The following is a 25957-nucleotide window of genomic DNA, read 5'->3' on the forward strand; positions in this document are numbered from 1 at the left end:
CCTGCCTCAGTTCAGCCCGCGCAGGAGGCGCTCCAGATAATCGAGCTCGATCTGGGGACGCTCGGGCTGCTCCAGCCGGCGCCGCAGCTCCTCCAGCACGCGGCGGGCGCGCTGGGCGTCCACCTCGTCCGGCACCTTCACGGTGAAGTCGTCGCCATAGTCCTGGCTGCGCAGGGGGCGGCCGAGGGGATCGGTGCGCTGGGCGCTTTCCTCGCCCGGACCGCCGGGGCCTTGCCCCTCCTGCTGGCCGCGCTGCGCCTCCGCCATGGCCTGCGCACCCTGCCGGAGCGACTGGAGGGCACGGCCCTCGGCGTCGAGCGCGCCCTGGCCCTCGCCACGGCTGAGGGCTTCCTCCGCCTCGCGCATGGCCTGCTCCGCCCGGCCCATGGCCTCGCCGGCCCGGCCCATGGCGTCGCCTTCGCCACCTTCGCCGTTCTGGCCCTGTTGACCTTGGCCCTGCTGGCCCTGTCCCTCTTGCATGCGGCGCATCTGGTCGAGCATGCGGCCGAGGCGCTTGCGCAGCTCCTGCTGTCCCTGCTGAAGGTCTGAGAAGCCGTTCTCGCCGGGCTGCTGGCCCTGACCCTGCTGTCCTTGCTGACCTTGGCCCTGCTGACCTTGGCCCTGCTGACCCTGCTGACCGCGTTGGCCCTGCTGACCCTGTTGCCCTTGCGGACCTTCCCGGTTCTGGCGCCAGGTGCGGTCGCGCAGGCGCTGCTGCTCCTGGATCATCTTGCCGATTTCGCTCTGCTGCTGCTGTCCCTGCTGCTGGCGGCCGGCCTGACGGTTGCCGGGGCGCATGTTCTCCATCATGGCCTGGAGCTGGTCGAGCAGCTCGCGGGCCGCATCCTTGTTGCCGGAGCGGGCGAGATTCTCAATGCGGTCCAGCATCTTCTGCAGGTCCTGCGGGCGGACGATGCGGGTGTTGGGATCGAGCGGGCGGGCGTCGGTCCCGCTGTCGCGGCGTGCCTGCTCGGCGAGCTGCCGCATCATCTTTTCCATGGCCGCGCGCAGATCCTGCGTAAGGCGCTTGATCTCCTCGTCGCTGGCGCCGCGCTCCAATGCCTCGCGCAGCGCCTCCTGGGCGGCGCGCAGCTCGCGCTCGGCGTCGGAGAGGGTGCCGTCCTCGATCAGCACCGCCACTTCCCAGAGATAATCCACCAGCGACCTGAGGTCGTCGTCGTTGCGGGCGTTCTTGGCGCGGGCCAGCGCGGTGCGCAGGCCGAGATATTCGCCGGCGCCAGGGGCGAACTGGGCGGGGGCGATGGTGAGGCCTTCCAGCACCGTGACCAGCCGGCGGCGGTTGCCGGCGTCGAAGGCGAGGCGGCGGCGCTCGTCGATGAGCGCCTTGGCGAGGGGCTTCGAGAAGGCGCGCGCGGGCAGGCGGACGGTCTTTGTCTCGCTGACGCCTTCGTTGCCGGCGTCGTCGCGGGCCTTGAGCTGGACCTCCACGCGGGCGCCGGCCCACGGATGGGCGACGAGATCCTTTGTGGTCTGCGCCGCGCCGGTACGACCACCGGCCGGCAGGGTCAGCTTGAAGTCGGGCGGAGGAACCAGCGGCTGCGCCATCTTGCGCGGGGATGCGCCGGGGCGCGGGAAGAGCGGCGGCTCGGGCAGAAGGGGCGTGAACAGCGCCTCGGCTTCCTTCACCCCGTAATCGTCCTCCATCCGGTAGGCTAGCACCAGCGCGTTGCGCTGGCCGGTCTGCGGATCCTTGGCGAAGCTGATGGTGGGCTTCTGGTCCGCCAGCACCTTGAAGCGCCATGCAAGGCGGCGCTGGTCGGGACCGAGGAAGGTGACGTCGGAATCCTCGCGGATCACGTAGCGCTTTTCGCCGGCGGTGGTCGGGGCATCGGCCTCGGGCTTCGTCTCGGTGATGCCGCCGTCGAGCTTGAGGGCGGCGGTGTCGATGCCGGAGCCACGCACCACGAGCGTGCTGCCCACGGGAACCTGCAGCGCGGCGGCATTCAGCGAAGTGGGATCATCCGAGCGCAGCCCCGGCAGCACCACGGGCGGGCGGCCGGTATAGGCGGGCGGATCGATCCAGGCATCGAGCCGGTAGGGCGGGGGCGGGACGATGGTCTTCCAGTCGAAGGCCGCGCCGATGCGGGAGAGGTGCTGCCCCGGTGCCATGAAGACGGTGGCCGCCAGCGCCAGCACCGCCAGCGCGCGAACGGCGCGCGGATCGAGACGGGCGAGGCCGGGCGAGGGCGTGCCGGCCTTCAGCGAACGGGCGGCCGCCAGTGCGCGGGCGAGGTGCGCGCGCCACAGGGCGGCGCCGACCGGATCGTCCGGGCGGGTGGCGAGGCTGTCGGAAATGGCCGTGGCGGGGCGGTGGGCGAGGGCGCTCTTCGCATCGAGGCGCGCCACCGCCTCCTCCCGGCTCGGCCAGCGCAGGGCGAGGAGCGGGCGGGCGGCAAAGAGGATGGCCAGCGCGAACAGCACCACGCCGGCGATGCGCGCCCACACGGGTGCCGACACCCAGACACCGGCGAAGGAGACGGCGAGGAACAGGGCCAGGGGAACGCCGACACGCGCGAAAGCAGGCCAGGCCCGTTCCCAGAATACCGTGAGGCGGGCGCGGCCGATGGCGCGTTCAAGCAGGTCACGCGCGGTCTCTTCCGGCGTGCGGTCCTGGGGCCTGCGCGGGAGCTTTCCGTCGCGAGATACGCTCACACCCTCTCCCTTTCCTGCCCTTCGTCAGCCAGCTTAACACGGAGCAAGTTCCGGGCCAGATTGCCCCAACGGAACCCGCTTCACAAATGGGTCAGGCCTTGCTTTCAGCCGTCCCGAGCTTGGTGAATGCGACCTGATCGGCGGCGGTGCCCACGGCAACCGGATCGAGGCCGAGATGGGAAAGCGTCTCGCACATATGCGGCGGCAAAGGGGCGCTCACATCCACCGGCGGAGCGCCCGCCTTGAGGGGAACCACCACGCGGCGGGAGTGCAGGTGCAGCTTCGGTCCGCCGGGCAGGCGCGAGGCACCGCCATAGATGGCATCGCCGAGAATGGGCGTGCCGAGATGGGAGAGGTGCGCGCGCAACTGATGGGTGCGCCCCGTCACCGGCGATAGCGCAATGACCGCAAGGTCGCCGGCCCGGTGCAGCACCTGGAAATCGGTGATGGCCTCCTGCGCCCCCGGCGATCCCTTGGGCACGGCCTGCATCCACCAGCCGCGATGGGGCGAGCGTTTGGCCAGGGGCTGGTCGATCCGCCCCGCGTCCGCCGCCGGGGCGCCGAGGGTGACGGCCACATAGGTCTTGCCCACCGCGCCGCTGGCGAACAGCTTTCCGAGCTGCGCCAGCGCCTTGGTATGGCGGCCGAGCACGAGGCAGCCGGAGGTGTCCTTGTCCAGCCTGTGCGCCAGCTCGGGCGCGCGAGGCAGGCCGAAGCGCAAAGCGTCGAGATGATCGGCCAGCGTCTCCCCGCCCTTCGGCCCGGCATGGACGGGCAGGCCGTAGGGCTTGTCGATGATGAGCATCAGCCCATCGCGGTGGAGGAGGGGGAGGTCCCGCCCGGTCTCAGGGGCGGGGTGCGATGCCGTGGGCGCGGAGGGCGTCATGATGGAGGTCGGCGGAGCCTTGCGAGAAGCAGCAGAAGACCACGCGGGTCACACTGCCGGGGCCTCCAAGATGGGCGAGGACGGCGCCGACCGCCAGTGGGGCGGCCCGCTCGGGCGGAAATCCATAGATTCCCGTGGAGATGGCGGGGAAGGCGATGGAGGCGAGGCCGGCCTCGTCCGCGCGCCGCAGGCTTTCCCCGTAGCAGGAGGCGAGCAGTGCATCCTCATCCGCGCCGCCGCCCCGCCAGACGGGACCGACGGTGTGGATGATGTGGCGCGCCGGGAGCCGGAATCCCGGGGTGAGGCGCGCTTCGCCGGTGGGGCAGCCGCCCAGCGTCCGGCAATGCGCCAGCAGCTCCGGCCCGGCGGCGCGATGGATGGCGCCGTCGACGCCGCCGCCGCCGAGCAGGGAGGCGTTGGCGGCGTTCACGATGGCGTCAGTGTCGAGGCGGGTGATGTCGGCGACGATTACAGCGCAGTCCGTGGCGCCGCGCGGCTCCGTGGGGTGAGAGGCGGGTGTCTCGTTCATGGCTGGCGGTCCTGCGGCAGTCTCACAATCCTCACAATCGGCGGCGTAGCCATAGGGGTCGGAAAACAAGAAGGAGATCCGCCCCATGGCCCATCCCCGCAAGACGGAACGCCGCCTTCTCACGGATTCGGAAATGGAGCTGGTGGAGAAGTCCCGCCAGCCCGTGGTGAGCGCACTCGGCGACGGCGAGGTGAATGACCTCGTGGCCCAGCTGCGCGAGCGCAGGGACCGCGCGCTCACCATCGCGAACAACCAGCGACGGGCCCTTCGCGGCAAGGGTGGGCGCGGCGAAGTGACGTTCGACAAGGCCGATTCCGGCAACCGCCAGAAAGCCTCCGTCCTCACCGACGCCCTCACCCGCGCCCGCCGCGAGCAGACCCGCCGCCGCACCCAGTCGGCCCGGGCCGAGCTGGTGGAGAATGCGCACAAGGCCTTGGAGCTGAAGCGCGATTCCAAGCGTGCCAAGCGCCCGGCGAACCTGCCGCGGCCCAATACCGGCATGACGGTCAAGGAGCGCACGCGCCTTGAGCGCATCGGCTCGGCTTCCGGCGAGGCCGGCCGCGTCACCAAGTTCGTGGCGGTGGCGCAGGCCAAAAAGGATTCGCGTGGCTAAGGCCTCGCGCAGCTGAGCACGCTTTCGACAGGCCTGCTCCGGCGGGCCTGTCTCAATCCGCCAGTTCCAGCCTCAGATCCAGCGTCGAGCGACGGCCGAGGTCGTCGAAATGCTCGGCGAGGAAGCTCTCCGCCGCCGCCCGTCCGAGGTCGCGCAGGTGCTGGAGGAAGGACCATTCCGCGTTGAGCTTGGAGGTGGCGTCCAGCGCCGCCAACTGGTGCTCGCCGCCGATGCGGTGCAGCCGCACCCGACGGAAGGGCGAGCCGCCCAAGGTCCAGCGGCTGATGAGCCCCTGTTCGATCAGCTTCGCCGCATTATCGATGGCCCGCAACTGGGCGAGCAGCGAGGCATTGAAGGTGATCTCGTTGATCCGGTTCTGGATTTCGCTGGCGGTGCGGGGTGTGGTCTCGCGCACCACCGGGTTGATCTGGACCAGCAGGATGTCGTCCGCGTCCGCCATCTCGTAGAGCGGGAACAGCGGCGGATTGCCCATGTAGCCGCCGTCCCAATAGGGCACGCCGTCGATCTCCACCGCCTGGAACAGGAAGGGCAGGCAGGCGGAGGCCATCACCGCGTCCGCCGTCATCTCCTCGTGCCCGAAGATGCGGGCGCGGCCAGTGTGGACGTTGGTGGCGGAGATGAAGACCTTCACCTGCGCCTTCCGGATGGCCTCGAAATCCACATGCGCTTCGAGAATCTCGCGCAGCGGGTTGATGTTCAGCGGATTGAAATCGTAGGGCGACAGGAAGCGCGAGGCCACCTCGAAGGCGAGATAGACCGGGTTCTTGGCCAGCGACCAGTTGCCCATGAGCCGGTCGAAAGCCGAGCGCTGGATGGGCGACATCCGCCCGTCGCGCGACACATCCTTCCAGAACTGGGACAGGGCGTGGCGCGCCTCCTCCGGGTCGCCCTTGGCGAGCCCGGCGGCGAGCACCACCGCGTTCATGGCGCCCGCGCTGGTGCCGGTGATGCCGGCGATGGCGATTCGCTCGTCCTGCAGCAGGCGATCAAGCACACCCCAGGTGAAGGCGCCATGGGCGCCTCCCCCCTGGAGCGCGAGGCTGAGCGGCTTGACGCCGTCGCGCCGGGTCACGGCCGGAGACCCAGCGTCACTCCGCCACCCAGCCGCCGTCGATCTGCTGCATGGAGCCGGTGATGGAGCGGGCGTTGTCCGAGGCGAGGAAGACGGCATAGGCAGCCACCTCTTCCACCGTCACGAACTCCTTGGTGGGCTGGGCGGCGAGAATAACGTTCTTCTTGACCTCTTCCTCGGTGATGCCGCGCGCCTTGGCGGTGTCCGGGATCTGCTTCTCCACGAGGGGGGTCCAGACGTAGCCGGGGCAGATGGCGTTCACGGTGATGCCGAAGGTCGCGGTCTCGAGCGCCGCGGTCTTGGTCAGGCCGGCGATGCCGTGCTTGGCCGCGACATAGGCGGACTTGAAGGGCGAAGCGACGAGGGCGTGGGCCGAGGCCGTGCTGATGATGCGGCCCCACTTCCGCGCCTTCATGCCGGGGATGGCCGCGCGCATGGCGAAGAAGGCCGCCGACAGGTTGATGGCGATGATGGTGTTCCAGGTGTCGATCGGGAATTCCTCGATCGGCGCCACGTGCTGGATGCCAGCGTTGTTCACGAGGATGTCGCAGGCGCCCAGCTCGGTCTCGGCGAGCTTCACCATGCCTTCGATCTCGTCCGCCTTCAGCATGTTGGCCGGCGAATAGAGCGCCTTCACGCCGAACTCGCTCTCGATGGCGGAACGCTCCTTCTCGATGGCGGCGGCGTCGCCGAGGCCGTTGATGACGACGTTCGCGCCTTCCTTGGCGAAGGCCCGGGCATAGGCGAGCCCGATTCCGCTGGTGGACCCGGTGACGACGGCGACCTTCCCCTTGAGCATGGCTATTCCCCGAAAAGGCGGCACGGCCCCTGCGGGGCCGGCGGCACGGTGTAGCGGAACGGTGTGACGCTGCTGTCACGCGGTGCCCGAGCGCCGCGCTGGCTCGCAAGACCATCACACGCAGGCGTGCCTGCGGCCGGCACATTGCAACGCCGTCCGCTGCGGTGCAATCCGGCCGGCGAGACTTCCCGTCCTCCCTTCGTTCACCCGACCCGTGGCGGAAACGGGGGACATCCACTAGATTTGCAGAGTGACCAGCACCGACGCCCATACCAAGGACCACGACCACGGCCAATGCGTGGCAGGCGCCATGTCGCGCGTGGAGGAGTGCTGCGCGCGCAAGGGCCTGCGAATGACGCCGCTGCGGCGCAACGTGATGAAGGCGCTGGCGGAGAGCCATGTGCCGCTCGGCGCCTACGAGATCGTGCAGAAGCTCTCGGCCGCGGGAGATCCGGCGCCGCCCATGTCGGTCTATCGGGTGCTCGATTTCCTGGTGGCCGAAGGCCTCGCCCACCGCATCGAGAGCCGCAATGCCTTTCTTGCCTGCGCCCATCCTCACGATGATACCGACGTGGTGGTCTTCCTCATCTGCGAGCGCTGCGGCCTGACGCGAGAGGTGGCCTCCCATGCCATCGGCCGTGATCTCGCCTGGGCAGCGCGGGCTGCCGGCTTCGAGCCCCGCCAGCGGGTGCTGGAGGTCGCCGGCACTTGCGCCGATTGCCGGGAGGCGGCGTCCGCCGCCCCTGCGCCTGCGGCCAAGGGAGAGGCCAAGGAAACCGCCGGCGGTTGATTCTTTCCTGCCCCCGGCCTACTCGAAACCCGGCCGCATCGCCGTCCGTAATGCGGTCCACGCCTGCCCCGGCGCCGTACACCTGCGGATCGCCCGTCGTTCGAGGACCAGACCCATGACCAGCGCCGAAACCCTCACCAGCGCCGCGCCCGTGGTTCCCGTCGAGCTGCTTGAGGCCGGGCCGGCCCGCCGTCACATGACGGTGGGCGTTCCCGTCGGCCGGGTGATGGTCGGCGGCGGGGCGCCGGTGGTGGTCCAGTCCATGACCAACACCGATACGGCCGACATCGCCGGCACCGTGCGTCAGATCGCGGCGCTCGCCCGCGCCGGTTCCGAGATCGTGCGCATCACGGTGGATCGTGACGAGGCGGCGGCCGCCGTGCCCCACATCCACGAGAAGCTGCTGGCGCAGGGCATCGACGTGCCCCTCGTGGGCGATTTCCATTACATCGGCCACAAGCTGCTGGCCGATCATCCCGCTTGCGCGGAAGCGCTGGCGAAATACCGCATCAATCCCGGCAATGTGGGCTTCGGCGACAAGAAGGACCGGCAGTTCGCCGCCATCGTCGAAACCGCCATGAAGTACGACAAGCCGGTGCGCATCGGCGCCAACTGGGGCTCCCTCGACGGCGAGCTGCTGACCCGCCTGATGGACGAGAACGCCCGCCTGCCCAAGCCTGCGGAAGCGCGGGCGGTGACGCGCGAGGCGCTGGTGCGCTCGGCGCTGCTCTCGGCGGCGCTGGCGGAGGAGATCGGCCTCGGCCGCAACCGCATCATCCTCTCCGCCAAGGTGTCGGCGGTGCAGGACCTGATCGCGGTCTATTCCGAGCTGGCCCGCCGCTCGGACTATGCGCTGCACCTCGGCCTCACCGAGGCGGGCATGGGATCGAAGGGCATCGTCGCCTCCACGGCGGCCATGGGCGTGGTGCTCCAGCAGGGCATCGGCGACACCATCCGCGTGTCGCTGACCCCCGAGCCCAACGGCGACCGCACCCGCGAGGTGCAGGTGGCGCAGGAAATCCTGCAGACCATGGGCCTGCGCACCTTCGTTCCGCTGGTGGCCGCCTGCCCCGGCTGCGGGCGCACCACCTCGACCGTGTTCCAGGAGCTGGCGCAGAGCGTGCAGGACATGATCCGCACCCGGATGCCGGTGTGGAAGGCGCAATATCCCGGCGTCGAGACGCTGAATGTGGCGGTCATGGGCTGCATCGTGAACGGGCCGGGGGAATCCAAGCACGCCGACATCGGCATCTCGCTGCCCGGCACCGGCGAGACGCCCTCCGCCCCCGTCTTCATCGACGGCAAGAAGGTCGCAACCCTGCGCAGCGCCAACATCCAGGAGGAGTTCCGCCAGATGGTGGAAGCCTATGTGGCGAAGCGCTTCGGCATCGGCGGCGGGGCGGGCGCGGCCGAGAGCGGAACCCCGGCCGACGCGGCGGAGTGACCCTGCTCCGCTACCGCGGCGTTACAAAAATTTCATGCGGGGAGCCCTTCCCCGGCCATGCTCGTCTGCTCATATCCTCGCCATCCACTCACCGGAGGCGGAAATGACCCCCGAGGAACGTGCCCTGATCGACGGCCTGTTCGATCGCATGCGCAGTGTTGCCAGCCAGCCGCGCGATGCGGAGGCCGAGGCGCTGATCGCGCGCCGCGTCGCCGAGGCACCCCACGCCACCTATGCCCTCGCCCAGAGCGTTCTGGTGCAGGAGCACGCCCTGCAGCAGGCCTATGGCCGCGTGCAGGATCTGGAGGCCCAGCTCGCCGATGCCGAAGTCCGCGCGGCCGAGGCGCAGCAGCGTTCGTCCGGGTCGTCCGGTGGCTTCCTTGGCGGCCTGTTCGGCGGCGGGCGCTCGTCCGTTCCGTCCGCAGGCGCGCGGGACGGCGGCCAGTATGCGGGCCAGCCTTCCTCCGGCCAGCCTTGGGGCCAGTCTTCGACCCAGCCGCAGCCGGGCCAGCCCATGGGTTTGCCCGCTGGCTACGGCCAGCAGGGTTATGCCCAGCAAGGCGGGTATCCGCAGCAGGGCTATCCCCAGCAGGGTGGTTACGGCCAGCAGGGCGGACCGTGGGCCCAGCAGGCCGCGCCGCCCCAGCCGCAACGCAGCGGCGGCGGCTTCCTGCAGGGGGCGCTCGCCACGGCGGCGGGTGTCGCCGGTGGCGCGCTGCTCTATGACGGCATCAAGAACATGATGACCGGTGGCGGCGGCGCGGTGGCCCATGCGGCCGCGGCCGAACTCGGCAAGCCCGAAACCCCCGGCACCGGCAATCTCGGCCAGGACGCCCAGGCGGCGCTGGGCGGTCAGAACGCCGGCACCGACAATTTCTGGAACGGCTCGAGCCAGCAAGAGGCGGGCCAAGAAGCTGGCTATGAGGAGGCCGGGCCCGAAGACACCGGCTATGACGACATCGGCGACGAGGCCGGCTGGGATGACGGCGGCGGCGACGACAGCAGCTGGACCTGACATCCCGACAGGATCGATGCGTGAACGAACGGCGGCGCTCTGCGCCGCCGTTTTCGTTTGCCGGCAGGCTTTCCCTTGTGCTTCCCCATGGACGAGCCGCGGGTGATGGGGCTATCCGGTCTGATGTGTGGGGCGCGGCCTTCCGGCTCGCCCCTGCACCACGAAAATGGGTGGAACCACAAGGACCCCGGCATGACGCCCTTCGGACGCCGGGTGCGCGACCTGCGCGCCCAACGCGGCGTGACCCTCACCGAGATGGCGCGGGCCATCGGCGTCACGCCCACCTATCTCTCTGCGCTGGAGACCGGAAAGCGCGGCAAGCCCACCTGGGCGCTCACCCAGCGCATCATCGCCTATTTCAACGTGATCTGGGACGAGGCGGAGGATCTCCAGCGCCTCGCCGAGCTGTCGCAGCCGCGGGTGGTGGTGGATACCGCCGATCTGTCGCCGCAGGCCACCGAGCTGGCCAACCTGCTCGCCCGCGAGATCGGCCACCTGCCGCAGGAGGCGGTGGCCGAGCTGCTGGGGCGCCTCAAGATCCTGCGACGCCGGGGTTAGACACGCCGCGTCGCACCCTCACGGCTTGAGGCAGACCGCCACCACCTGCTTCACCGGATGAAGGCATTCCACCTCGGTCTTGTCGCCGCGTGCCGAGAAGACGGCGATGTGCTGCATGCCGCGGTCCACATTCACGCAATAGCCGCCGATGACGCTCTCGCCGGTCTCGCAGGAGGCGAGGCAGCCGGCCTCGGGACACGCCGAAGCGCGGAGCGTGATGTTGGCCGAGGCCGCGGCACCGGCGGCGCCAGCCGGGCCGACCGGACCTTGCGCGCCCTGCGGACCGGCCGGACCTGCGGGGCCAGCCGGACCAGGCGCACCCGCCGGGCCGGCGGGACCGGCAACCCCCGCGGGCCCCTGAGCGCCCGCTGCCCCGGCGGGGCCGGCCGGGCCGGGCTTGCCTTCGAAGCAGGCGGCAAGGCTGAGGGCCAGCGCGAGACCCACCACGGCTTTCACCATCTTCATGTGTGTACCCCCCATGGACCTTTTCATTGGTGATCCATGGTGGCGTCTTACCTTGCGGGATGCAAGCGGCGAGAGCGATGGCGCGGCAGTGAAAAGATGATCCGGCTCAGAGGTTTGGGAGCCGCTGCCGACACGGCCGAAGTCGTCGTCAGCCCCGCGCCTTCACCAGCGCGCGCGTCGTCTCCTGAAGCCGCAGCGCGAGGTCGCGCAGCACTGAACGGGCGAGGGAGGGTGTCTTGTCCAGCAGCGCGAGGAACAGGTCCGTTTCCATCCGCAGCACGCTCATGGGCTCACCCGCGCGCACCGTGGCGCTACGGGCTTCGCCGGTGAGCACGCCCATCTCGCCCACCACGGTATCCTTGGCGAGGCGGGTGATCTCATGGGTGGTGCCGCCGGCCGTCACCTCGATGACAGCGGTGCCGTCGAGGATGACATAGGCGGCGTCGGGCGCCTCGCCCTGATGGAACAGCACGTCCCCCGGCGCCACGTCGAGCCGCGTCGCGGAGAAGGCGAGCAGCCTCAGCTGGCTCGGCTCCAGATCGCGGAACATGGGGATGCGGGAGAGGACGCGGGCCTCGTCTTCAATGCTCATGACCTGATCCTTGTCGACCCTTCACGTCCCGGTGGCGGAGAGTTCCGCCCCCTCGATGCGCTCCACCTGCCCGTGGGCGAGCACGATGACCTGCGCGAATAGTTCGAGCGGCTCGGCGGAATCGAGCACCACAAGCGTGGTGCGCCCTTCGCGGCGGGCGAGCACGGTCTCGATCAGCCGGCTCTGCTCGGACGGCGCCAGCGGGGCCAGAGCGTCGTCGATGATGAGCAGATCGGGCTCCGCCACGAGGCAGCGGGCGAGGGTCAGCTTGCCGCGCTCGGCGGCCGAGAGGGGCAGGCCGCCCTCGCCCAGCGCCACGTCGAGGCTCAGGCGCTCCACCTGGGCGATGAAGCCGTCCTGTTTCAGGCATTCGCGCACCAGATCGTCCACCGTGGCGGCAGCCCCGGCGCGGTCGGCGGCGATGCGGCCGAACAGCAGGTTGTCGCGCACGGGCAGCGCCCGGCAGTAGCTGTCCGGCTGGTAGCGGGCGAGGGGTGTGCCGGACACCTCCTTCAGATGGGCCAATTGTGCGCGGGTGGCGAGCGCCCGCTGCTGCCAGTCCTCATCAATGAGGCCGAAGCGGTGGCGCGGCTCGCAATAGCGTCCGGCGACGCGCAGCAGCAGCGCCCGCTCGTCCGGCGCCAAACCGACGCCGGTGCCGGCATGGGCGAGGAGGGTGCGCGCGGCGACCATCTCTTCCGCACGCAGCAGGCCCTTGGTGTCGATGTCGGCGATGGCGTCCTGCCCGCCGGCGAGCTCCGCGAGGGTGCGCAGGGCGCTGAGGCCGAGGGCGGTCAGATCGTCGGCGACGCCGAGCCGCTCTAGCTCGGGCATCAGGCCGGGGTCGGAGAGGAGCGAGGCGGCACCGCGCGTGTCGTTCAGTGGCGCCGCGAATAGGATGTTTTCCGCCAGCGTCATGAAGCGGTTGAAGGCCGCGAAGCGGAACGGCTCGATCAGCACACGCCCCGTTTCCTGCTGGCGGCGGGAGATGGCATCGGTGACGGCCGCGCGGGCGGTCACGATGCGCTCGGCCAGCGCCGGACTGGCCTCGGGATCGAGGCGGCGTTCGAGGCCGAGCCGCACCACGAGGTCGCCGAGCCCGGCAAGGCCCAAGGCGGCGAGGATCGCCCGGTCGAGCTGGGCCGCGTCGTCGAGGCCGGCAGGCTCGGGCTCGGTGGCGCCGGGGGCGGGCCGGCCGGGGCGGCGCTCCAGCGCGCACAGCATGTTGTCGCGCAGGGATGCGTTGAGCACGATGGGATCGCCGCCGGCATAGGCGACGTGTCGGCCGATGACGGATTCAGGGACACTCGAAAGATCGTGCCCGCCGATGCGCACCGAGCCACTGTAGAGCGAGATGGCACGGCCGCAGACGCGCGCCACCGCATGCTTGCCGCCGGCATCCGGTCCCTTGAGCGCCACCGCCGTGCCGGCGGGCACATCGAGGCTCACACCATCGAGGAGAAGGCTGCCGGCGGGGTCCACCACGCCGAGGTCGGCGATCTTCATCCCGCCGTCGAAGGGGAGGCCCTCCCAGCCCGTATCGTCCTGCGACCCCTTGGGCCAGACTTCCTGCGTTTCGAGGTAATAGCGGGCGAAGTCGTAGCGCACCTGGGCGACGACGCGCTTCTCGTCCCACTCGATCAGCTCTTTCAGCGGCTCGGGGATCTGGCCGTAGGCCGCGACCACCGCCACCAGCTGGCCGATATTGATGGCCCCCGTCAGCGCCAGCCAGCCGCCGACGAAATAGAACACCAGCGTCGGTACGTCCGACATGAGCAGGTTCAGCACCCGGTCGGTGAAGTTCTGCCGCTTGAGGTCGAGGCTCGCCTCGGACACCACGGCGAGGCGCCCGTCCACCGCCGCGCGTTCCCAGGGGCTGGTGGCGAAGCCGTGGACGAGGGGCAGGCGGTCGATGCCGGCCATCACCCTTTTTCCGAGCGCCACCGCCTCGCGCTGGTAAATCTGCAGCTTGTGGGCGTTGTCGCGCCGCTGGATGCCGAGCAGCACGTAGTTGAGCGCGAGGATGCCGATGGCGCATCCGCCCAGCGTCGCATTCTGGGTGAAGATGAGCAGCGTCGCCGAACCGATGAGGCCGGCGGACTTCAGCGGCTGGGCGAAGGCCATGCCGGCGAAGGGGGAGATGGGCCCCACCTCGAACCGCAGCATATTGCCCACTTCCATCGCCTTGCTCTTCATCGGCGCCTCGGGGCGCAGGCGCTGGATGACGTCGAACAGCTGGCGGCGCAGCCCGACGATGATCCGCTCGCCGAGCCGGGCCTTCGCCATCTCGATGAGGCGGGAAATGTGCTGCTGGATGAGCTGCAGCGCGAACAGCAGCGCCGCAAGCCCGGCGAGCAGCCCGAAGGCGGACACCTCGAACCCGGAGAGATCAAGGATCATCCCGCCGCCGAGAAAGTCCGGCCAGGCGAGATCGAAGTCGAACAGCTTAGGCACCGTCCCGCCGATGGAATCCGTCACGCCGTTGACGATGAGGCGCGGCAGTTCCAGCGAGGCGTAATTGAACGGCAGCAGCAGCAGGACGAGGGCGAACAGCTTGATGTGGGACAGCGGCTCGGCGCGCCAGAGATAGGTGAGCACGTCGCGCGGGAGCGCTTCCCGCGTCGCCGGGGTCGTTCCACCGTTCGGGGAGGCTCGATCCGTGCCGCTCATCACGACTTTTCTGCAGGCGGTCTAGCGTGTTGGCAAGGGGTAAGACTGGTGGCGGGAGCGTTCAGGCCGAGGCCGCCGGCGCATCGGTCTGGTCTGCCGCACCCCGGCACCGCTCCGCATAGAGGCCGTAGAAGCGGGCCAGCCGCGCCGGTGCGCTCGCCGCGAGCGCTTCGGCCAGCGCCTCCGCCTCTCCGAAGCTTCCCGCGCCGTAGGCGGCCATCAGCGCGCCGTGCCGTTCTTCCAGTCGGGAGAAGGCGTCGGACCGCGAGAAATCCGGGTCGCCAGCGAGGAGATAAAGCTGGCTCGCCTTGGACTTGCCCTTGAGCATGAGGAGGTCGGCTTCGAGGAAGGCGAGGTCGCCCGCCGCCTCGCGCGTCGCCTCGGAGACGAGGATGTCCACCCGCATGGATTTGGTGGCACCCTCGATGCGGGAGGCGAGGTTCACGTCGTCGCCGAGGCAGGAATATTCGAGCCGCTGCGCCGAGCCGAGATTGCCCACGCAGCAGGGCCCGGTGGCGAGCCCGATGCCGCAGCGCACGGGGTGCCACGGCCGCCCCTGCGCTTCCGCCGCGCGGCGCCACTCCGCGTTCAGCGCCTCCAGCCGGGCCGACATGGCGAGGGCGCAGAGCGCGGCGTTGCGGGCGTGGGCGGCATCGTCCACCGGCGCGTTCCAGAAGGCCATGATGGCGTCGCCAATGTACTTGTCGATGGTGCCGCCATGGGCGAGCACCACCTCCGTCATGGGCGTGAGATAGGCATTCATGAAGCGGGTGAGGGCCTGCGCGTCCATGGTCTCGGACAGGGAGGTGAAGTCGCGCAGGTCGCAGAACAGGATGGTGATCTCGCGGGTCTCGCCACCGAGGACGAGGCGTTCAGGGTTCTCCGCGAGCCGCTCCACCACCTTGGGTGAGACGAAGCGGCCGAACACCGAGCGCACCCATTTCTTCTGCCGCTGCTCGTCGCGATAGAGGGCGAGCACGCCCGTGCCGTACACGCCGAGCACCGCCGCCCCCGGCCCCATGGGGTCGAGAAGCAGGTCGAAGCGGGTGAAGGCCAGCCACGCCCCCGCGCCAAGCGCCGCCACTACGGCGAGGCCGAGCACCCCGGCGACGGGCGCGGACACGCGGGGCAATGCCAGCGCCAGCAGGAGCCCGAGCAGGCCGGTGAGCACGATCTCCGCGCCGCGCGCCCAGTCCGGCCGAACGAGGCGGGCGCCAGCCACGATGTGCTCGATGAGCTGCGCCTGGATTTCCACGCCGGGCACGGCGGCATCGAGGGGTGTCGCGCGCGTATCCATCAGCCCCGGCGCGCTGGAGCCGACGAGGATGATGCGCCCCTCCACCTCGGCGGGCGGAACCTTGCCGTCCAGCACGTCGGCGGCCGAGAGGAAGCGGCGCGGGTCGGTCGCGGTGAAGCGCACCCGCACCTCGCCCGCGGCATCGGTCGCCACATCGAGGGCGCCGATCTTCACCGCCGTGATGCCGGACTTGGTGCCGAAGGCCTGATCGCCGCTGGCATTGGAGGCGCGCACCACATAGGTGGACGCGCCCTGCGCCACGCGCAGCGCTTCCGCCGACAGGCTCGGCACCAGCTTTCCGTCGAGGCCGAGGAGGATGGGCACGCGGCGCACCACCTGATCGCGATCGGGCAGCCAGTTCAGCGCGCCGATACCGCGGGCGGCAGCGGCCAGCTCCGGCAAAGGTGCGACGGCGCCGGAGAAGCGCGGCACGAAGGCGCGTGGATCGTCGCCCGCGCTGGCCATGCCCCATTTCTCCGCATAGGCGCCGCCCGTGCCGTGGGTGAGGATGGCGCCGAGCACGGACGGGCTGGCCTTGAGCGTCGCGGCGAGTTGCTGGTCGGAGCTGTCGCGGCCGGCCAGCGCCGCCTCGGCCGGGGCGCGGGCCTCGGCGGGCAGCAGCTTCACCACGCTCGCGGGGTCGAGCCGGTCCGGCTCGGAAAACACCATGTCGAAGGCGATGGCCGCCGCACCGAGGCCAGCCAGCTTCCGCGTCAGCTCGGCGATGGTGGTGCGAGGCCACGGCCATTGGCCCACGCGGGCGAGGGAGGCGTCGTCCACGTCCACCACCCGCACCGGCAGATCGGGGTCGTACGGGCGAGGGGCGGCGCGCTGGTAGAGGTCGAACAGGCCGTTGCGCAGATCCTGCAAGGGCGAGGGATCGGCCCCCATCACCAGAAGGCCGGCTGCAAGGGGGCCGCCGACGGCGAGCCAATAGAGGCGGGACCACATGCGGCAGGCGATTTCCGTTGCGACGACGGGAGCCTAGCGCGGCAAAAGACGAGGCGGAAGGCGGGGTGAAAGGCGGCGGCTCAGCTCGCCAGTCGCCGCTCGGCGATGTAGGCGCGCAGCGCTTCCTCGGTCATGGGACGGCCGAGATAGAAGCCCTGCACCTCGTCGCAGGAATCGGCCTTGAGGACGGCGAGCTGGCTTTCCGTCTCCACGCCTTCGGCCACCACCTGCATCCCGAGCGCCCGGCCGAGGCCGAGGATGGCCTGCACGATGGCGAGCGCGCCCTTGCTCTGGTCGAGGTCGCCGACGAAACGGCGGTCGATCTTGAGCGCATCGAACGGGAAGGTGCGGAGATAGCCGAGCGAGGAATAGCCGGTGCCGAAATCGTCCATGGACAGGCGGACGCCGAGCTTCTTCAGCCCTTCGAGGATGTCGAGGGCCTTGTCGGTGTTCTCGATCAACACGCTCTCGGTGATCTCCAGCTCCAGCCGGTGGGCCGGCAGGCTGGTGGCCCGGAGCGCGGATTCCACTGTGCCCACCAGTTCGCCGTTTCGGAACTGGACCACGGAGACGTTCACCGAGACGTTCAGCTCGGGCAGGCGGGAGATGGTGTCGCAGGCCTTGCGCAGCACCCATTCGCCAAGCGGAATCACCAGCCCGCTCTTCTCGGCGATGGGCACGAACTCGTCGGGGGCGAGGCGGCCGAGCTGGGGATGATCCCAGCGGATCAGCGCCTCGACGCCGAGCAGTTCCAGCGTGCGCGCGTCGCAGCGCGGCTGGAACAGCAGCACGAATTCGTCCGAGACAATGGCGCGCCTGAGATCACCTTCCAGCGTCCGGCGCCCGGCCATCTCGTCGTTCATGTCGGCCGCGAAGTAGCAGCAGGCGCCCGGCCCCTCGTCCTTCGCCCGGTTGAGGGCGAGTTCGGCGCAATGGATCAGGCTGTCGGGCTCGTGGGCATCGAGAGGTGCGAGCGCGATGCCCATGTCGGCCTGTGGATAGGCGACGGCCCCCGAGGGAAGCGCCACCGGCACGCTCAGCGCGGCCTGCAACCGGCGGTGGAGCCCGTCCACGGCCTTCGAATCGGCGAGGCCGGTGGCGACCAGAATGAACTCGTCGGCGCCGACGCGGGCGACGAGATCGTTGTCGCGGACACAGCGGCGCAACCGTCGCGCGGTCTCCGCGAGGATCAGGTCACCGGAGGCGAGCCCGTACATCTCGTTGAGCTGGCGGAAATTGTCGATGTCGAGCGCAAACACGGCGAGCGTGCGCCGGCCTTCCTGCGGCGAGCTGAGCGCGCCGGCGAGGAACTCCATCATCAGAAGGCGGTTCGGCAGACTGGTTACGGGATCATGCAGCGCAAGATATTCCGATTGCCAGGGGCCTCGCGCTACTTCATTGGCATCGCTCACGATTCACTCTTGCCGGTCATGGCGACGGCGTTCCCGATCCCTGCCACCAAGGGGGTGGTCGGGCGGCCTCCGGCGCATCTTTTCCTCCCCCGAACCCTTCCAGCGCTCGTCGTCGCCGGTTGTTCGAGCTCGGAAACCAACGGCATCGTGGAGCGTCCCCCGAGCGGTGGCAATAGGGATATCGCCGTAACGTTCACGAGCGTCAAGCTTCCTCTGGTATCTGGGCACTAACATCGGACGGCACGTCAAGGTTGAGGACCACGCGCATCACCGAGGGGTCGTCGCTGCCCGGAGTCGCCTTGAAGCCGAGATCCTCGGCGAGGCGCAGCATGGGGCCGTTCTCGCGCATCACGTCTCCGAACACCTGCCGCAGTCCTCTCTTTCTGGCGTGGGCGAGAATCTCGCTCATCAGCTGGAAGCCGAGGCCTTTGCCCTTGAAATCCGACCGAACCATGATCGCGTATTCGGCGGCGTCGTTGTCGGGGTCCGCGATGATGCGCACCACGCCGCAGATGTCCCCGTTGTCCTCCTGCGCCACGAAGGCCATCTCCCGGTCGTAGTCGATCTGCGACAGGCGGGCCGCCATCAGGTGCGGGAAGTCCTTCACCGATCCGAGGAAGCGCATCCGCACATCCTGCGGGTCGGAGCGGTGCACCACGTCCACAAGTCCGGGCTCGTCCTCCGGCCGGATCGGCCGCAGCGCCACGGTCGAGCCGTCGGTCAGCTCCAGCGTCTTCGACAGGTCGGACGGGAAGGGCTTGATGGCGAAGCGGTCCGTGCCTTCCACCCGCGTCGGATGCACCACGATGCGGGCGTCGAGGGCGAGGACGCCGTGCTCGTCGGCGAGCAGCGGGTTGATGTCCAGCTCGGCGATCTGCGGCAGGTCGGCGAGCAGCTCGGCCACCTTCACCAGCGTGCCGGCCACCGCATTCATGTCGGCGGGCGGATGGTCGCGATAGCCGGCGAGCAGCTTCGCCACCCGCGTACGCTCGATCATCTCGCGGGCCAGCACCCCGTTGAGCGGCGGCAGCGCCACCGCCCGGTCGCCGATGACCTCCACCGCCGTGCCGCCCTGGCCGAACAGCACCACCGGGCCGAAGGTCTTGTCGTAGCCGATGCCGGCGATCAGCTCCTGGGCATTGGGCCGGCGGATCATCGCCTGCACCGTGAAGCCCTCAATGCGCGCGCCGGGACGCTTCTCTGCGACGGAGGCGATGATGGCCCGGCAGGCGTCTTCGACCGCTGTGGAGGAGCGCAGGTCGAGCCGCACGCCACCCACGTCGGACTTGTGGGTGAGGTCGTGGGACAGCACCTTCACCACCACCGGGAAGCCGATGGCCTCGGCAAGGCGCCCGGCCTCCTCGGGGCTCGTGGCGATGCGGGTGTCCACCACCGGGATGTCATAGGCGGCGAGCACCGCCTTCGCCTCCACCTCGGTCAGGGCCGAGCGGCCGGCGGCGAGAACCCCCTCCACCAGCCGGCGGGCGGCGGGGCGGTCGGGCTCGTCGAAGGAGCGCGCGGGCGGCGTCTCCATGAGAAGGGTCTGGTTGCGCTGGTAGGCCACCAGATGGCCGAAGGCGCGCACCGCCTCGTCCGGCGTGTCGTAGGTGGGAATGCGGCGGCCGGCGAAGCGGCGGCGGGCGTTGGCGGCGGCGCTCTCGCCGAGCCAGCAGGTGAGCACGGGCGCGCGCTGGCGTGCCTCCAGCACCGCCATCACCCCGTCGGCGGCGGCGCTGCTGTCGGAAAGGGCGTTGGGCGCGTGCAGCACCAGCACGGCGTCGGAACCCTTGTCGGCGAGTAACGCTTTGAGGGCGGCGCCGTAGCGTGCGCCGTCCGCATCCGCCTGGATATCCACGGGATTGGAGCGCGACCATGTGCGGGGCAGCACCTTGTCGAGCGCTTCCACCGTCGCCGGCAGGAGGGTGCCGAGCCGGCCGGCACTGCCCTCCAGCGCATCCACCGCCACCACGCCGGCTCCGCCGCCATTGGTGAGGATGGCGAGCCGCTCGCCGGTGAGGCGGATGCCGGCGGAGAGCGTCGTCACCGCCTCGAACAGTTCGCGCATCTCGTGCACGCGCAGCATGCCGGCGCGGCGGAGCGCGGCGTCGAACACGAGGTCGCTGCCGGCGAGCACGCCGGTGTGGGAGAGCGCGGCCTGCGCTCCCGCCACGCTGCGGCCGGCCTTGATGACGATGACCGGCTTGGCGCGCGCCGCGATGCGCCCGGCCGACATGAACTTGCGCGCATCCGCGATGCTCTCGACATAGAGCAGGATGGCGCGGGTGGTGTTGTCGAGGGCGAGATAGTCGAGCAGGTCGCCGAAATCCACGTCCGCCTTCTCGCCCAGCGCCGCCACATGGGAAAAGCCGAAGCCGCGGGCGTGGGCCCAGTCGAGCACCGCCGCGGTCATGGTGTCGGACTGGCTGACGAAGGCGACGTCGCCCTTGGCCGGCATCAGGTGGGCAATGCTGGCGTTGATGTGCGGGCGGGTGGAGATGAAGCCGAGACCGTTCGGCCCGATGATGCGCAGGAGGTGCGGACGCGCCGCATCCAGGAGCGCCTGACGCTGTTCCGCCCCTTCGAACTGCTCGCCAGGTCCGTAGCCGGCCGGAAGCACCACGGCAGCGCGGCAGCCCTTCTCGCCGAGCTGCGAGATCACGCGGGGCGCCTCGTCGGGCGGCGCCGCGACGACGGCGAGGTCCACCGGGATGGGCAGGTCCGCCACCGAGGCGTAGTTGAGCGAGGAGCGGATGGCCCGTTCCTTCGGATTGACGGAGAGGATGGGCCCCTCGAACCCAGCCTCGAACAGGTTGCGCGCGGCCAGCGCACCGACGGTGCCGGTGCGGTTGCTGGCGCCCACCAGGGCAATGGCACGGGGATGGAAGAGGGCGTCGAGATTGCGCGTGGTCATGGCGGCCTCGATGCTTCGGACCCCGCCTCAGGTTCGGCGCGGCGGTCCGTCGGTAACGCTAGGGAAAATGGGGCAGGTGGGGAAGGCGAAATCGTCTCAGCAGGGGCGGGAGCGCACGAAGCTGTCGCGCACGGCCTCGGCCAGCTGGTTGCCGAGGAGCGGCTTCTCGATGATCGCGACCCCCTGGTCGGTGGCGCGCCGGCGCACATGCAGGGCCGGGTTGCTGGTGATGAGGAAGGCCGGCAGATGGACGTGGCGCCGGTCGAGCTCGCGCAACAGGTCGAGACCGTTGATCCCGGGGAGATTGTAGTCCACAATCATGCAACCGCCACAGGACAGGTCGGCCGCAAGCACGTCCTCCGAGCGCGCATAGGTCTGCACGTTGAAGCCGTCCACCTCCAGGGCGAATTTCAGTGAATTGCAGACCGCCGGGTCATCGTCGACGATATGGACGACGAACGCGGGCGGCTCTTCCAACGCCATCATCCCAACGATTCTCCCACGACCCGTTCGCGGGTCCGCGTGGTCGGTGCTCATAACCTACTTTGGGAGGGGGCTCCGGGGCCTTGCGTTAGATCAAGCGGGCTGAGGAGCGCAGTTCGATGCCGGAAGGGCGGTTCAGGTCGGGCGCGGCGCGATGCCGGCGAGCAGCGCCATGCGCACCAGCTCCGACAGGCTCTGCGCCTTCATCTTGGTCATCACGTTGGCCCGGTAGACCTCCACCGTGCGGGGGCTGATGCCGAGTTCATAGGCGATGGTCTTATTGGCCTGTCCGGCAACCAGACACTCCAGCACCTGCCGCTCACGCTGGGACAGGCCGCCGATGCGGTCCACCACCTGCTCGCGCAGGGCATCGTGCTGGCTGGTCTTCTGGCGGCGGTCGAGCGCCGACTTGACGGTGTCGAGGATAGCCACGTCGTCGAACGGTTTCTCCAGGAAATCGGCGGCGCCGAGCTTCATGGCTTCCACCGCCAGCGGCACGTCGCCATGGCCGGTCATGACGATGACCGGGACGCTGGACCCCTTGTCCTTCAGATGCTGGAGCAGATCGATGCCGGTCATGCCCGGCATGCGCACGTCGGTGATGATGCAGCTCGTGGCCGGGTCGGCGGCGGGCAGCCCCGCCTCAACGAACAGGCGGGCGGATGCGTGCTCGTGCACCACGTGGCCGGCGGTCGAGAGCAGGAAGGCGAGGGATTCGCGCACCGCATCGTCGTCGTCGATGACGTGGATCACCGCTGTCTCCTCAATCATGCACCGCCTCCGCATCGCCCACGGCGCGGAGGGTGAAACGGAATACGGCGCCGCCGCCGGGATTGGGCTCGGCCCAGATGCGGCCCCCATGTGCCTCGATGATGGTGCGCGAGATGGAAAGCCCCACGCCCATGCCATGCCGCTTGGTGGTGACGAACGGCGTGAACAGCTGCGCGCCCATCTCTGCTGAGATGCCGTGCCCGGTATCCGAGACGCTGATCATCACCATGTCGTCCTCTACCACCTCCGTCCTGACCAGAAGCTGGCGACGCGGTGTCTCCATCATCGCCTCCAGGGCGTTGCGCATCAAGTTCAGCAGCACCTGCTGGACCTGCACCTTGTCGGCGAGGACGAGGTCACATTTCGGGTCGTAGAGGAAGCGCACCTGGATGCCGTGCTCCTTCGCCCCCACCAGGGCAAGGGCGCTTGCTTCCTCCACCAGCTTGGCGAGGCTCTCCACCCGCCGCTCGCTCTCGCCGCGGGAGACGAAATCCCGCAGGCGGCGGATGATCTGGCCGGCGCGCAGGGCCTGCTCGCCGGCTTTCTCGAGCGCCCCCTGCAACAGCTCGACCCGTACCGTGCCGGCATCCAGAAGGCGGCGCGAGCCCTTGATGTAGTTCGCGATTGCGGACAATGGCTGATTGAGCTCGTGGGCCAGCGTCGAGGCCATCTCGCCCATGGCGGTGAGGCGGGAGATGTGGACCAGCTCGGCCTGAAGCTCCTGGAGGCGGGCCTCGGTCTGCTGCCGCTCGGTCAGGTCACGGATGAAGCCGGTGAAAAAGCGCTCGGAGGTGGAGCGCATCTCGCCCACCGCCAGCTCCATGGGAAAGGTGGTGCCGTCCTTGCGCTCGCCCACGACCACGCGGCCGATGCCGATGATCCTGCGCTCGCCTGTGGCAAGATAGCGCGCGATATAGCCATCGTGCCCCTCGCGATGGGGCGAGGGCATGAGCACCGAGACATTCTGCCCCACCGCCTCGGTTGCGGTGTATCCGAACAGGCGCTCCGCCGCGGTGGAGAAGGAGCGCATGATCCCGCGCTCGTCGATCACCACCATTGCGTCGGGCACGGTGTCGAGGATGGAGGAGAGGTGCGCCTCGCGGGCCAAAAGGTCGCGGTCGCGCGCCGCCGCATCGAGGCGGGTGCGGCGCAGGCGCTCGCCGAGCACCGCGATGCCGAGCCCCACCGCGAGGAACAGCGCCGGCGCCGCGAGATCGAGCCGCGCATCGATGCTGGAAAGGCCGCGCAGCGCGACGCCGCCGGCAAAGGCGACGGCGACCGCCGCGCCTCCCGCCACGAGGCCGCGTCCGGACACCAGGATGATGACCGCGAGCTGCAGCAGCAGCGCTTCTCCGCTCAGCGGCTGAAGCCCGGCGAGACGGCAAAGCAGAAGGGCGACGAGCGCCGCGGCAGTGCCGCGCGCAGCATCGCCGAGCATCTGCTTGTTCCCGTGCGCCACCGGCCCCTCCGCCGCCACCAATGCCATGCCAACCGCCACTTTATGCGACGTCCCGCCGCTACGTAATAGTACCTAAGGGGACCGACTTAAGTGTTCGATCCGAATTTTTCCCGTGCGTTCCGCCGGTTATCCCTTTCTCAACTCCGATGGAAGGGTCAACCGATGCCGAGCCCCGCAGCAGCGATCGCCCACAAGACCTACGCCCAGCCCCGGGCTTACGACAGCAAGTCTTTCGCCGAGCCCCTGTCTTCTGCACGGCCCGCCCATCGCTGGACCGAGGAGGCTGACACGCGAACCCCCACTGAAGTGGTCGCGCGCCTCGGAGTGGTTGCGAGCTATGCCCGCAATGCCGAAATCTTCGGCGAGGACCAGCCGGCCGAAAATCTCTACATCGTTCTGTCCGGCGCCGTGCGCATCTGCAAGTTGCTCGGCGACGGCCGGCGCCAGATCGAGACCTTCTGCCTCCCCGGCGACGTGTTCGGCTGGGAGATGACCGGCCGCCATCGCTTCTCCGCCGAGGCGGTGAGCGAATGCAAGATCGTGCGGGTGAAGCGCTCGATCCTGTTCTCCCGCGCCTCCGACGACGCGGAACTCGCCCATGCCCTGTGGGCGCTGACCGCGGCCGAGCTTGGCCGCGCCCAGGATCACCTCCTCGTCCTCGGCCGCAAGACCGCTCAGGAGCGGGTCGCCACCTTCCTGCTCGACATGGCCGAGCGCGCCGGCGCGGGCCAGGGGCCGAACGGGATCGAGGTGACGCTGCCCATGTCGCGGCAGGACATCGCGGACTTCCTTGGCCTCACCATCGAGACCGTGTCGCGCACCCTCACGCATCTCGAAGAGATTTCCGCCATCGCGCTGCCGTCCTCGCGCCGTGTGCTGCTGCGTGACGGCGCGACGCTGAAGCGCCTGAACTCCTAAAGTTCTTCCCCCGGCACGCTGCGCTCTCTCCGATTAGCAGCGTTCCCCCTTGGCCCGCTCCGGCCCCTGGCCTCGGCGGGCCTTTTCTTTGCCCTCCGGCTTCGATGCGTTCGGCACGCTCCTGCCTGTTCCGGTCCGCCGGAAATGCTCCAGGTTTTTGATAGTACGCATTTTCTTCACGCGAACCGGAATCCACTTCGCTCGAAAATGCTCTAGACGGCGGCGGCGTGCCGCTTCTTTTCCGGCGCCGCCGCCCGACTGGCCACCAGGCGCGCGTCGAACACGGCGCACACCACCCGGGTGAACGGGCGCGCCGCCTCCGGCACTTCCACTACCGCGCCACGGCGCACCGCCAGACCGTCGGCGATCAGGGGCTTCAGCGCCTCGATCTCGTCCGCGAACGTCTCCGGCGGGAAGCCGAAGCTCCTGCAGGCGTCGTCGAGATCGACCGCGAGGTCGCACATGAGCCGCTCAATGACATGGCGCCGCAGCCGGTCCTCGTCGCTCACCGCGATGCCGCGGGCGATGGGCAGCGCGCCGGCCTCCACTGCCTTGTGCCACTGGGGCGTGGCGGCGAGATTCTGCACATAGCCCTGGGGCAGGGCGCCGATGGCCGAGGCGCCGAAGCCGATCAGCACCGGCGCGTCGTCGGTGGTGTAGCCCTGGAAATTGCGCTTGAGCGAGCCGTCCGCCGCGCGCTGGGCCATGGGGTCGTTCGCCTTGGCGAAATGGTCCAGCCCCACTGCACGATAGCCATGCGCCGCCAGGATGTCGGCCACCAGCTCCGCCTGGGCGAGCCGCTCGGCGGGGCCGGGCAAGGCGTGCTCGGGAATGAGCGCCTGATGCTTCTTCATCCACGGCACATGGGCGTAGCCGAACACGGCGATGCGGTCGGCGTCCAGCGCCAGCGCCGCTTCCACCGTGCGCCGCACGGAGGCCTGATTCTGATGCGGCAGGCCGTACATGAGATCGAGGTTCAGCGCGCAGATGCCCGCCGCCCGGAGCGCGTCGGCGACCGCCTGCGTCTCCTCCAGCGACTGGTGGCGGCCGATGGCCTCCTGCACCTTCGGATCGAAATCCTGCACGCCGAGGCTGGCGCGGTTGAAGCCCTCGCGGGCGAGCACCGCCACCTTGTCGGCATCCATCACCCGCGGGTCGATCTCGATGGCGATCTCGGCATCGTCGGCGAAGGCGAAGACATCGCGCAGCGCCAGCATGATCGCGGCGAAGTCCTCATCCGCCAGCATGGTGGGCGTGCCGCCGCCGAAATGCAGGTGGCTCAGCTTCATCCGTCCCGGCAGGTGGCGGGCGACAAGGCCGATCTCGTCCACGAGCCGGTCGGCATAGGCCTTCACCGGCGTGCGGCTGCGCGCCACGGCGGTCTGGCAGCCGCAATAGAGGCAAAGCTCGGCGCAGAACGGAACGTGGATGTAGACCGAGACCGTGCCGTCCGGCCGCAGCTCCTTGAGCCAGCGGGCATAGGTCGCGGCATCGACCTCCGGGGAGAAGTGCGGCGCGGTGGGGTAGCTGGTGTAGCGCGGCACCGGTTGCCCGTAGCGGGCGAGAACAGTGTTCGTATCGGGGCAGGTGATATCGGGGCAGGTCATGCCGGCGACCATGCCGCCGGC

Annotated in this window: 21 protein-coding genes; 6 read left to right on the forward strand and 15 right to left on the reverse strand. The window is 69.6% G+C overall.

Translation table 11 applies throughout. The features are described 5' to 3' along the window. Nucleotides 1-6 precede the first annotated feature (6 nt). The 3 genes from XAN126_RS0100060 to XAN126_RS0100070 form a co-directional block, all read right to left on the reverse strand. Nucleotides 7-2673, reverse strand: a complete 2667-nt coding sequence (locus XAN126_RS0100060; RefSeq protein ID WP_024276552.1) for a TIGR02302 family protein — start codon at nt 2671-2673, stop codon at nt 7-9. A gap of 91 nt (nt 2674-2764) precedes the next feature. Beyond that, nucleotides 2765-3559 (reverse strand): RNA pseudouridine synthase, encoded by a 795-nt coding sequence (locus XAN126_RS0100065; protein ID WP_024276553.1) that lies wholly within the window; start codon nt 3557-3559, stop codon nt 2765-2767. Then, nucleotides 3519-4088: an O-acetyl-ADP-ribose deacetylase gene (locus XAN126_RS0100070; RefSeq protein WP_024276554.1), complete on the reverse strand. Its 570-nt coding sequence runs from the start codon at nt 4086-4088 to the stop codon at nt 3519-3521. Before XAN126_RS0100070 ends, XAN126_RS0100065 begins: the two co-directional genes overlap by 41 nt. A gap of 85 nt (nt 4089-4173) precedes the next feature. Between XAN126_RS0100070 and XAN126_RS0100075 the strand changes: the two genes are divergently transcribed. Beyond that, nucleotides 4174-4701 (forward strand): hypothetical protein, encoded by a 528-nt coding sequence (locus tag XAN126_RS0100075; RefSeq protein ID WP_024276555.1) that lies wholly within the window; start codon nt 4174-4176, stop codon nt 4699-4701. A 52-nt stretch (nt 4702-4753) separates the two neighbouring features. On the opposite strand, the gene XAN126_RS0100080 is transcribed toward XAN126_RS0100075, so the two are convergent. Next, nucleotides 4754-5794, reverse strand: a complete 1041-nt coding sequence (locus XAN126_RS0100080) for a patatin-like phospholipase family protein (RefSeq protein ID WP_024276556.1) — start codon at nt 5792-5794, stop codon at nt 4754-4756. A 16-nt stretch (nt 5795-5810) separates the two neighbouring features. Then, nucleotides 5811-6593, reverse strand: a complete 783-nt coding sequence (locus XAN126_RS0100085; protein ID WP_024276557.1) for a 3-hydroxybutyrate dehydrogenase — start codon at nt 6591-6593, stop codon at nt 5811-5813. Nucleotides 6594-6903: 310 nt separating this feature from the next. On the opposite strand from XAN126_RS0100085, the gene XAN126_RS0100090 reads away from it, so the two are divergent. The 4 genes from XAN126_RS0100090 to XAN126_RS0100105 all read left to right on the forward strand — a co-directional run bounded on the left by XAN126_RS0100090 (nt 6904) and on the right by XAN126_RS0100105 (nt 10400). Beyond that, the gene (locus XAN126_RS0100090) at nt 6904-7383 is read left to right on the forward strand and encodes a Fur family transcriptional regulator (RefSeq protein ID WP_081762784.1); all 480 of its coding nucleotides are present in this window, start codon (nt 6904-6906) and stop codon (nt 7381-7383) included. A 115-nt stretch (nt 7384-7498) separates the two neighbouring features. After that, nucleotides 7499-8827, forward strand: a complete 1329-nt coding sequence (gene ispG, locus XAN126_RS0100095; RefSeq protein ID WP_024276559.1) for a flavodoxin-dependent (E)-4-hydroxy-3-methylbut-2-enyl-diphosphate synthase — start codon at nt 7499-7501, stop codon at nt 8825-8827. 103 nt (nt 8828-8930) lie between these two features. Then, on the forward strand, nt 8931-9842 hold the full coding sequence (locus XAN126_RS0100100) for a DUF2076 domain-containing protein (protein ID WP_024276560.1): 912 nt from the start codon (nt 8931-8933) through the stop codon (nt 9840-9842). Between the two features lie 192 nt (nt 9843-10034). Continuing rightward, nucleotides 10035-10400, forward strand: coding sequence for a helix-turn-helix transcriptional regulator (locus XAN126_RS0100105; protein ID WP_024276561.1), 366 nt, complete (start codon nt 10035-10037; stop codon nt 10398-10400). Nucleotides 10401-10418: 18 nt separating this feature from the next. On the opposite strand, the gene XAN126_RS0100110 is transcribed toward XAN126_RS0100105, so the two are convergent. The 9 genes from XAN126_RS0100110 to XAN126_RS0100150 form a co-directional block, all read right to left on the reverse strand. Next, nucleotides 10419-10865: a hypothetical protein gene (locus XAN126_RS0100110; protein ID WP_024276562.1), complete on the reverse strand. Its 447-nt coding sequence runs from the start codon at nt 10863-10865 to the stop codon at nt 10419-10421. A gap of 148 nt (nt 10866-11013) precedes the next feature. Next, nucleotides 11014-11457, reverse strand: coding sequence for a Crp/Fnr family transcriptional regulator (locus tag XAN126_RS0100115; RefSeq protein WP_024276563.1), 444 nt, complete (start codon nt 11455-11457; stop codon nt 11014-11016). 21 nt (nt 11458-11478) lie between these two features. Beyond that, nucleotides 11479-14127, reverse strand: a complete 2649-nt coding sequence (locus XAN126_RS0100120; protein WP_155982179.1) for an ABC transporter ATP-binding protein/permease — start codon at nt 14125-14127, stop codon at nt 11479-11481. A 61-nt stretch (nt 14128-14188) separates the two neighbouring features. Further along, nucleotides 14189-16375: an adenylate/guanylate cyclase domain-containing protein gene (locus XAN126_RS0100125; RefSeq protein ID WP_029876509.1), complete on the reverse strand. Its 2187-nt coding sequence runs from the start codon at nt 16373-16375 to the stop codon at nt 14189-14191. 80 nt (nt 16376-16455) lie between these two features. Then, nucleotides 16456-17787, reverse strand: a complete 1332-nt coding sequence (locus XAN126_RS0100130) for a bifunctional diguanylate cyclase/phosphodiesterase (protein ID WP_024276566.1) — start codon at nt 17785-17787, stop codon at nt 16456-16458. A gap of 202 nt (nt 17788-17989) precedes the next feature. Beyond that, a complete protein-coding gene (locus tag XAN126_RS0100135) occupies nt 17990-20698 on the reverse strand; it encodes a bifunctional acetate--CoA ligase family protein/GNAT family N-acetyltransferase (protein ID WP_024276567.1) in 2709 nt (902 codons plus the stop codon). A 96-nt stretch (nt 20699-20794) separates the two neighbouring features. After that, nucleotides 20795-21184: a response regulator gene (locus XAN126_RS0100140; protein WP_024276568.1), complete on the reverse strand. Its 390-nt coding sequence runs from the start codon at nt 21182-21184 to the stop codon at nt 20795-20797. Between the two features lie 132 nt (nt 21185-21316). Further along, on the reverse strand, nt 21317-21952 hold the full coding sequence (fixJ, locus tag XAN126_RS0100145; protein ID WP_029556294.1) for a response regulator FixJ: 636 nt from the start codon (nt 21950-21952) through the stop codon (nt 21317-21319). Then, complete coding sequence (locus tag XAN126_RS0100150; RefSeq protein WP_024276570.1) at nt 21945-23438, reverse strand: PAS domain-containing sensor histidine kinase; 1494 nt, start codon at nt 23436-23438, stop codon at nt 21945-21947. The genes fixJ and XAN126_RS0100150 overlap by 8 nt, the downstream gene beginning before the upstream one ends. A gap of 135 nt (nt 23439-23573) precedes the next feature. On the opposite strand from XAN126_RS0100150, the gene XAN126_RS25880 reads away from it, so the two are divergent. Further along, nucleotides 23574-24329 (forward strand): helix-turn-helix domain-containing protein, encoded by a 756-nt coding sequence (locus tag XAN126_RS25880; RefSeq protein ID WP_024276571.1) that lies wholly within the window; start codon nt 23574-23576, stop codon nt 24327-24329. Nucleotides 24330-24541: 212 nt separating this feature from the next. Here the strand turns inward: XAN126_RS25880 and hemN are convergent, their stop codons facing one another. Beyond that, complete coding sequence (gene hemN, locus XAN126_RS0100160) at nt 24542-25936, reverse strand: oxygen-independent coproporphyrinogen III oxidase (protein WP_029876511.1); 1395 nt, start codon at nt 25934-25936, stop codon at nt 24542-24544. Nucleotides 25937-25957: the final 21 nt, after the last annotated feature.

This window comes from Xanthobacter sp. 126 (assembly GCF_000526175.1).
GTDB lineage: Bacteria > Pseudomonadota > Alphaproteobacteria > Rhizobiales > Xanthobacteraceae > Xanthobacter > Xanthobacter aminoxidans.

Bases quoted from the DNA above. Each gene is read 5' to 3' on its own strand.
- hemN (WP_029876511.1), bottom strand. From the start codon at position 25,936: ATGACCTGCCCCGATATCACCTGCCCCGATACGAACACTGTTCTCGCC.
- XAN126_RS0100105 (WP_024276561.1), top strand. From the start codon at position 10,035: ATGACGCCCTTCGGACGCCGGGTGCGCGACCTGCGCGCCCAACGCGGC.
- XAN126_RS0100120 (WP_155982179.1), bottom strand. From the start codon at position 14,127: ATGAGCGGCACGGATCGAGCCTCCCCGAACGGTGGAACGACCCCGGCG.
- ispG (WP_024276559.1), top strand. From the start codon at position 7,499: ATGACCAGCGCCGAAACCCTCACCAGCGCCGCGCCCGTGGTTCCCGTC.
- XAN126_RS0100100 (WP_024276560.1), top strand. From the start codon at position 8,931: ATGACCCCCGAGGAACGTGCCCTGATCGACGGCCTGTTCGATCGCATG.
- XAN126_RS0100065 (WP_024276553.1), bottom strand. From the start codon at position 3,559: ATGACGCCCTCCGCGCCCACGGCATCGCACCCCGCCCCTGAGACCGGG.
- XAN126_RS0100110 (WP_024276562.1), bottom strand. From the start codon at position 10,865: ATGAAGATGGTGAAAGCCGTGGTGGGTCTCGCGCTGGCCCTCAGCCTT.
- XAN126_RS0100075 (WP_024276555.1), top strand. From the start codon at position 4,174: ATGGCCCATCCCCGCAAGACGGAACGCCGCCTTCTCACGGATTCGGAA.
- XAN126_RS0100115 (WP_024276563.1), bottom strand. From the start codon at position 11,457: ATGAGCATTGAAGACGAGGCCCGCGTCCTCTCCCGCATCCCCATGTTC.
- XAN126_RS0100125 (WP_029876509.1), bottom strand. From the start codon at position 16,375: ATGTGGTCCCGCCTCTATTGGCTCGCCGTCGGCGGCCCCCTTGCAGCC.
- XAN126_RS0100085 (WP_024276557.1), bottom strand. From the start codon at position 6,593: ATGCTCAAGGGGAAGGTCGCCGTCGTCACCGGGTCCACCAGCGGAATC.
- fixJ (WP_029556294.1), bottom strand. From the start codon at position 21,952: ATGATTGAGGAGACAGCGGTGATCCACGTCATCGACGACGACGATGCG.
- XAN126_RS0100150 (WP_024276570.1), bottom strand. From the start codon at position 23,438: ATGGCATTGGTGGCGGCGGAGGGGCCGGTGGCGCACGGGAACAAGCAG.
- XAN126_RS0100135 (WP_024276567.1), bottom strand. From the start codon at position 20,698: ATGACCACGCGCAATCTCGACGCCCTCTTCCATCCCCGTGCCATTGCC.
- XAN126_RS0100140 (WP_024276568.1), bottom strand. From the start codon at position 21,184: ATGATGGCGTTGGAAGAGCCGCCCGCGTTCGTCGTCCATATCGTCGAC.
- XAN126_RS25880 (WP_024276571.1), top strand. From the start codon at position 23,574: ATGCCGAGCCCCGCAGCAGCGATCGCCCACAAGACCTACGCCCAGCCC.
- XAN126_RS0100090 (WP_081762784.1), top strand. From the start codon at position 6,904: ATGTCGCGCGTGGAGGAGTGCTGCGCGCGCAAGGGCCTGCGAATGACG.
- XAN126_RS0100070 (WP_024276554.1), bottom strand. From the start codon at position 4,088: ATGAACGAGACACCCGCCTCTCACCCCACGGAGCCGCGCGGCGCCACG.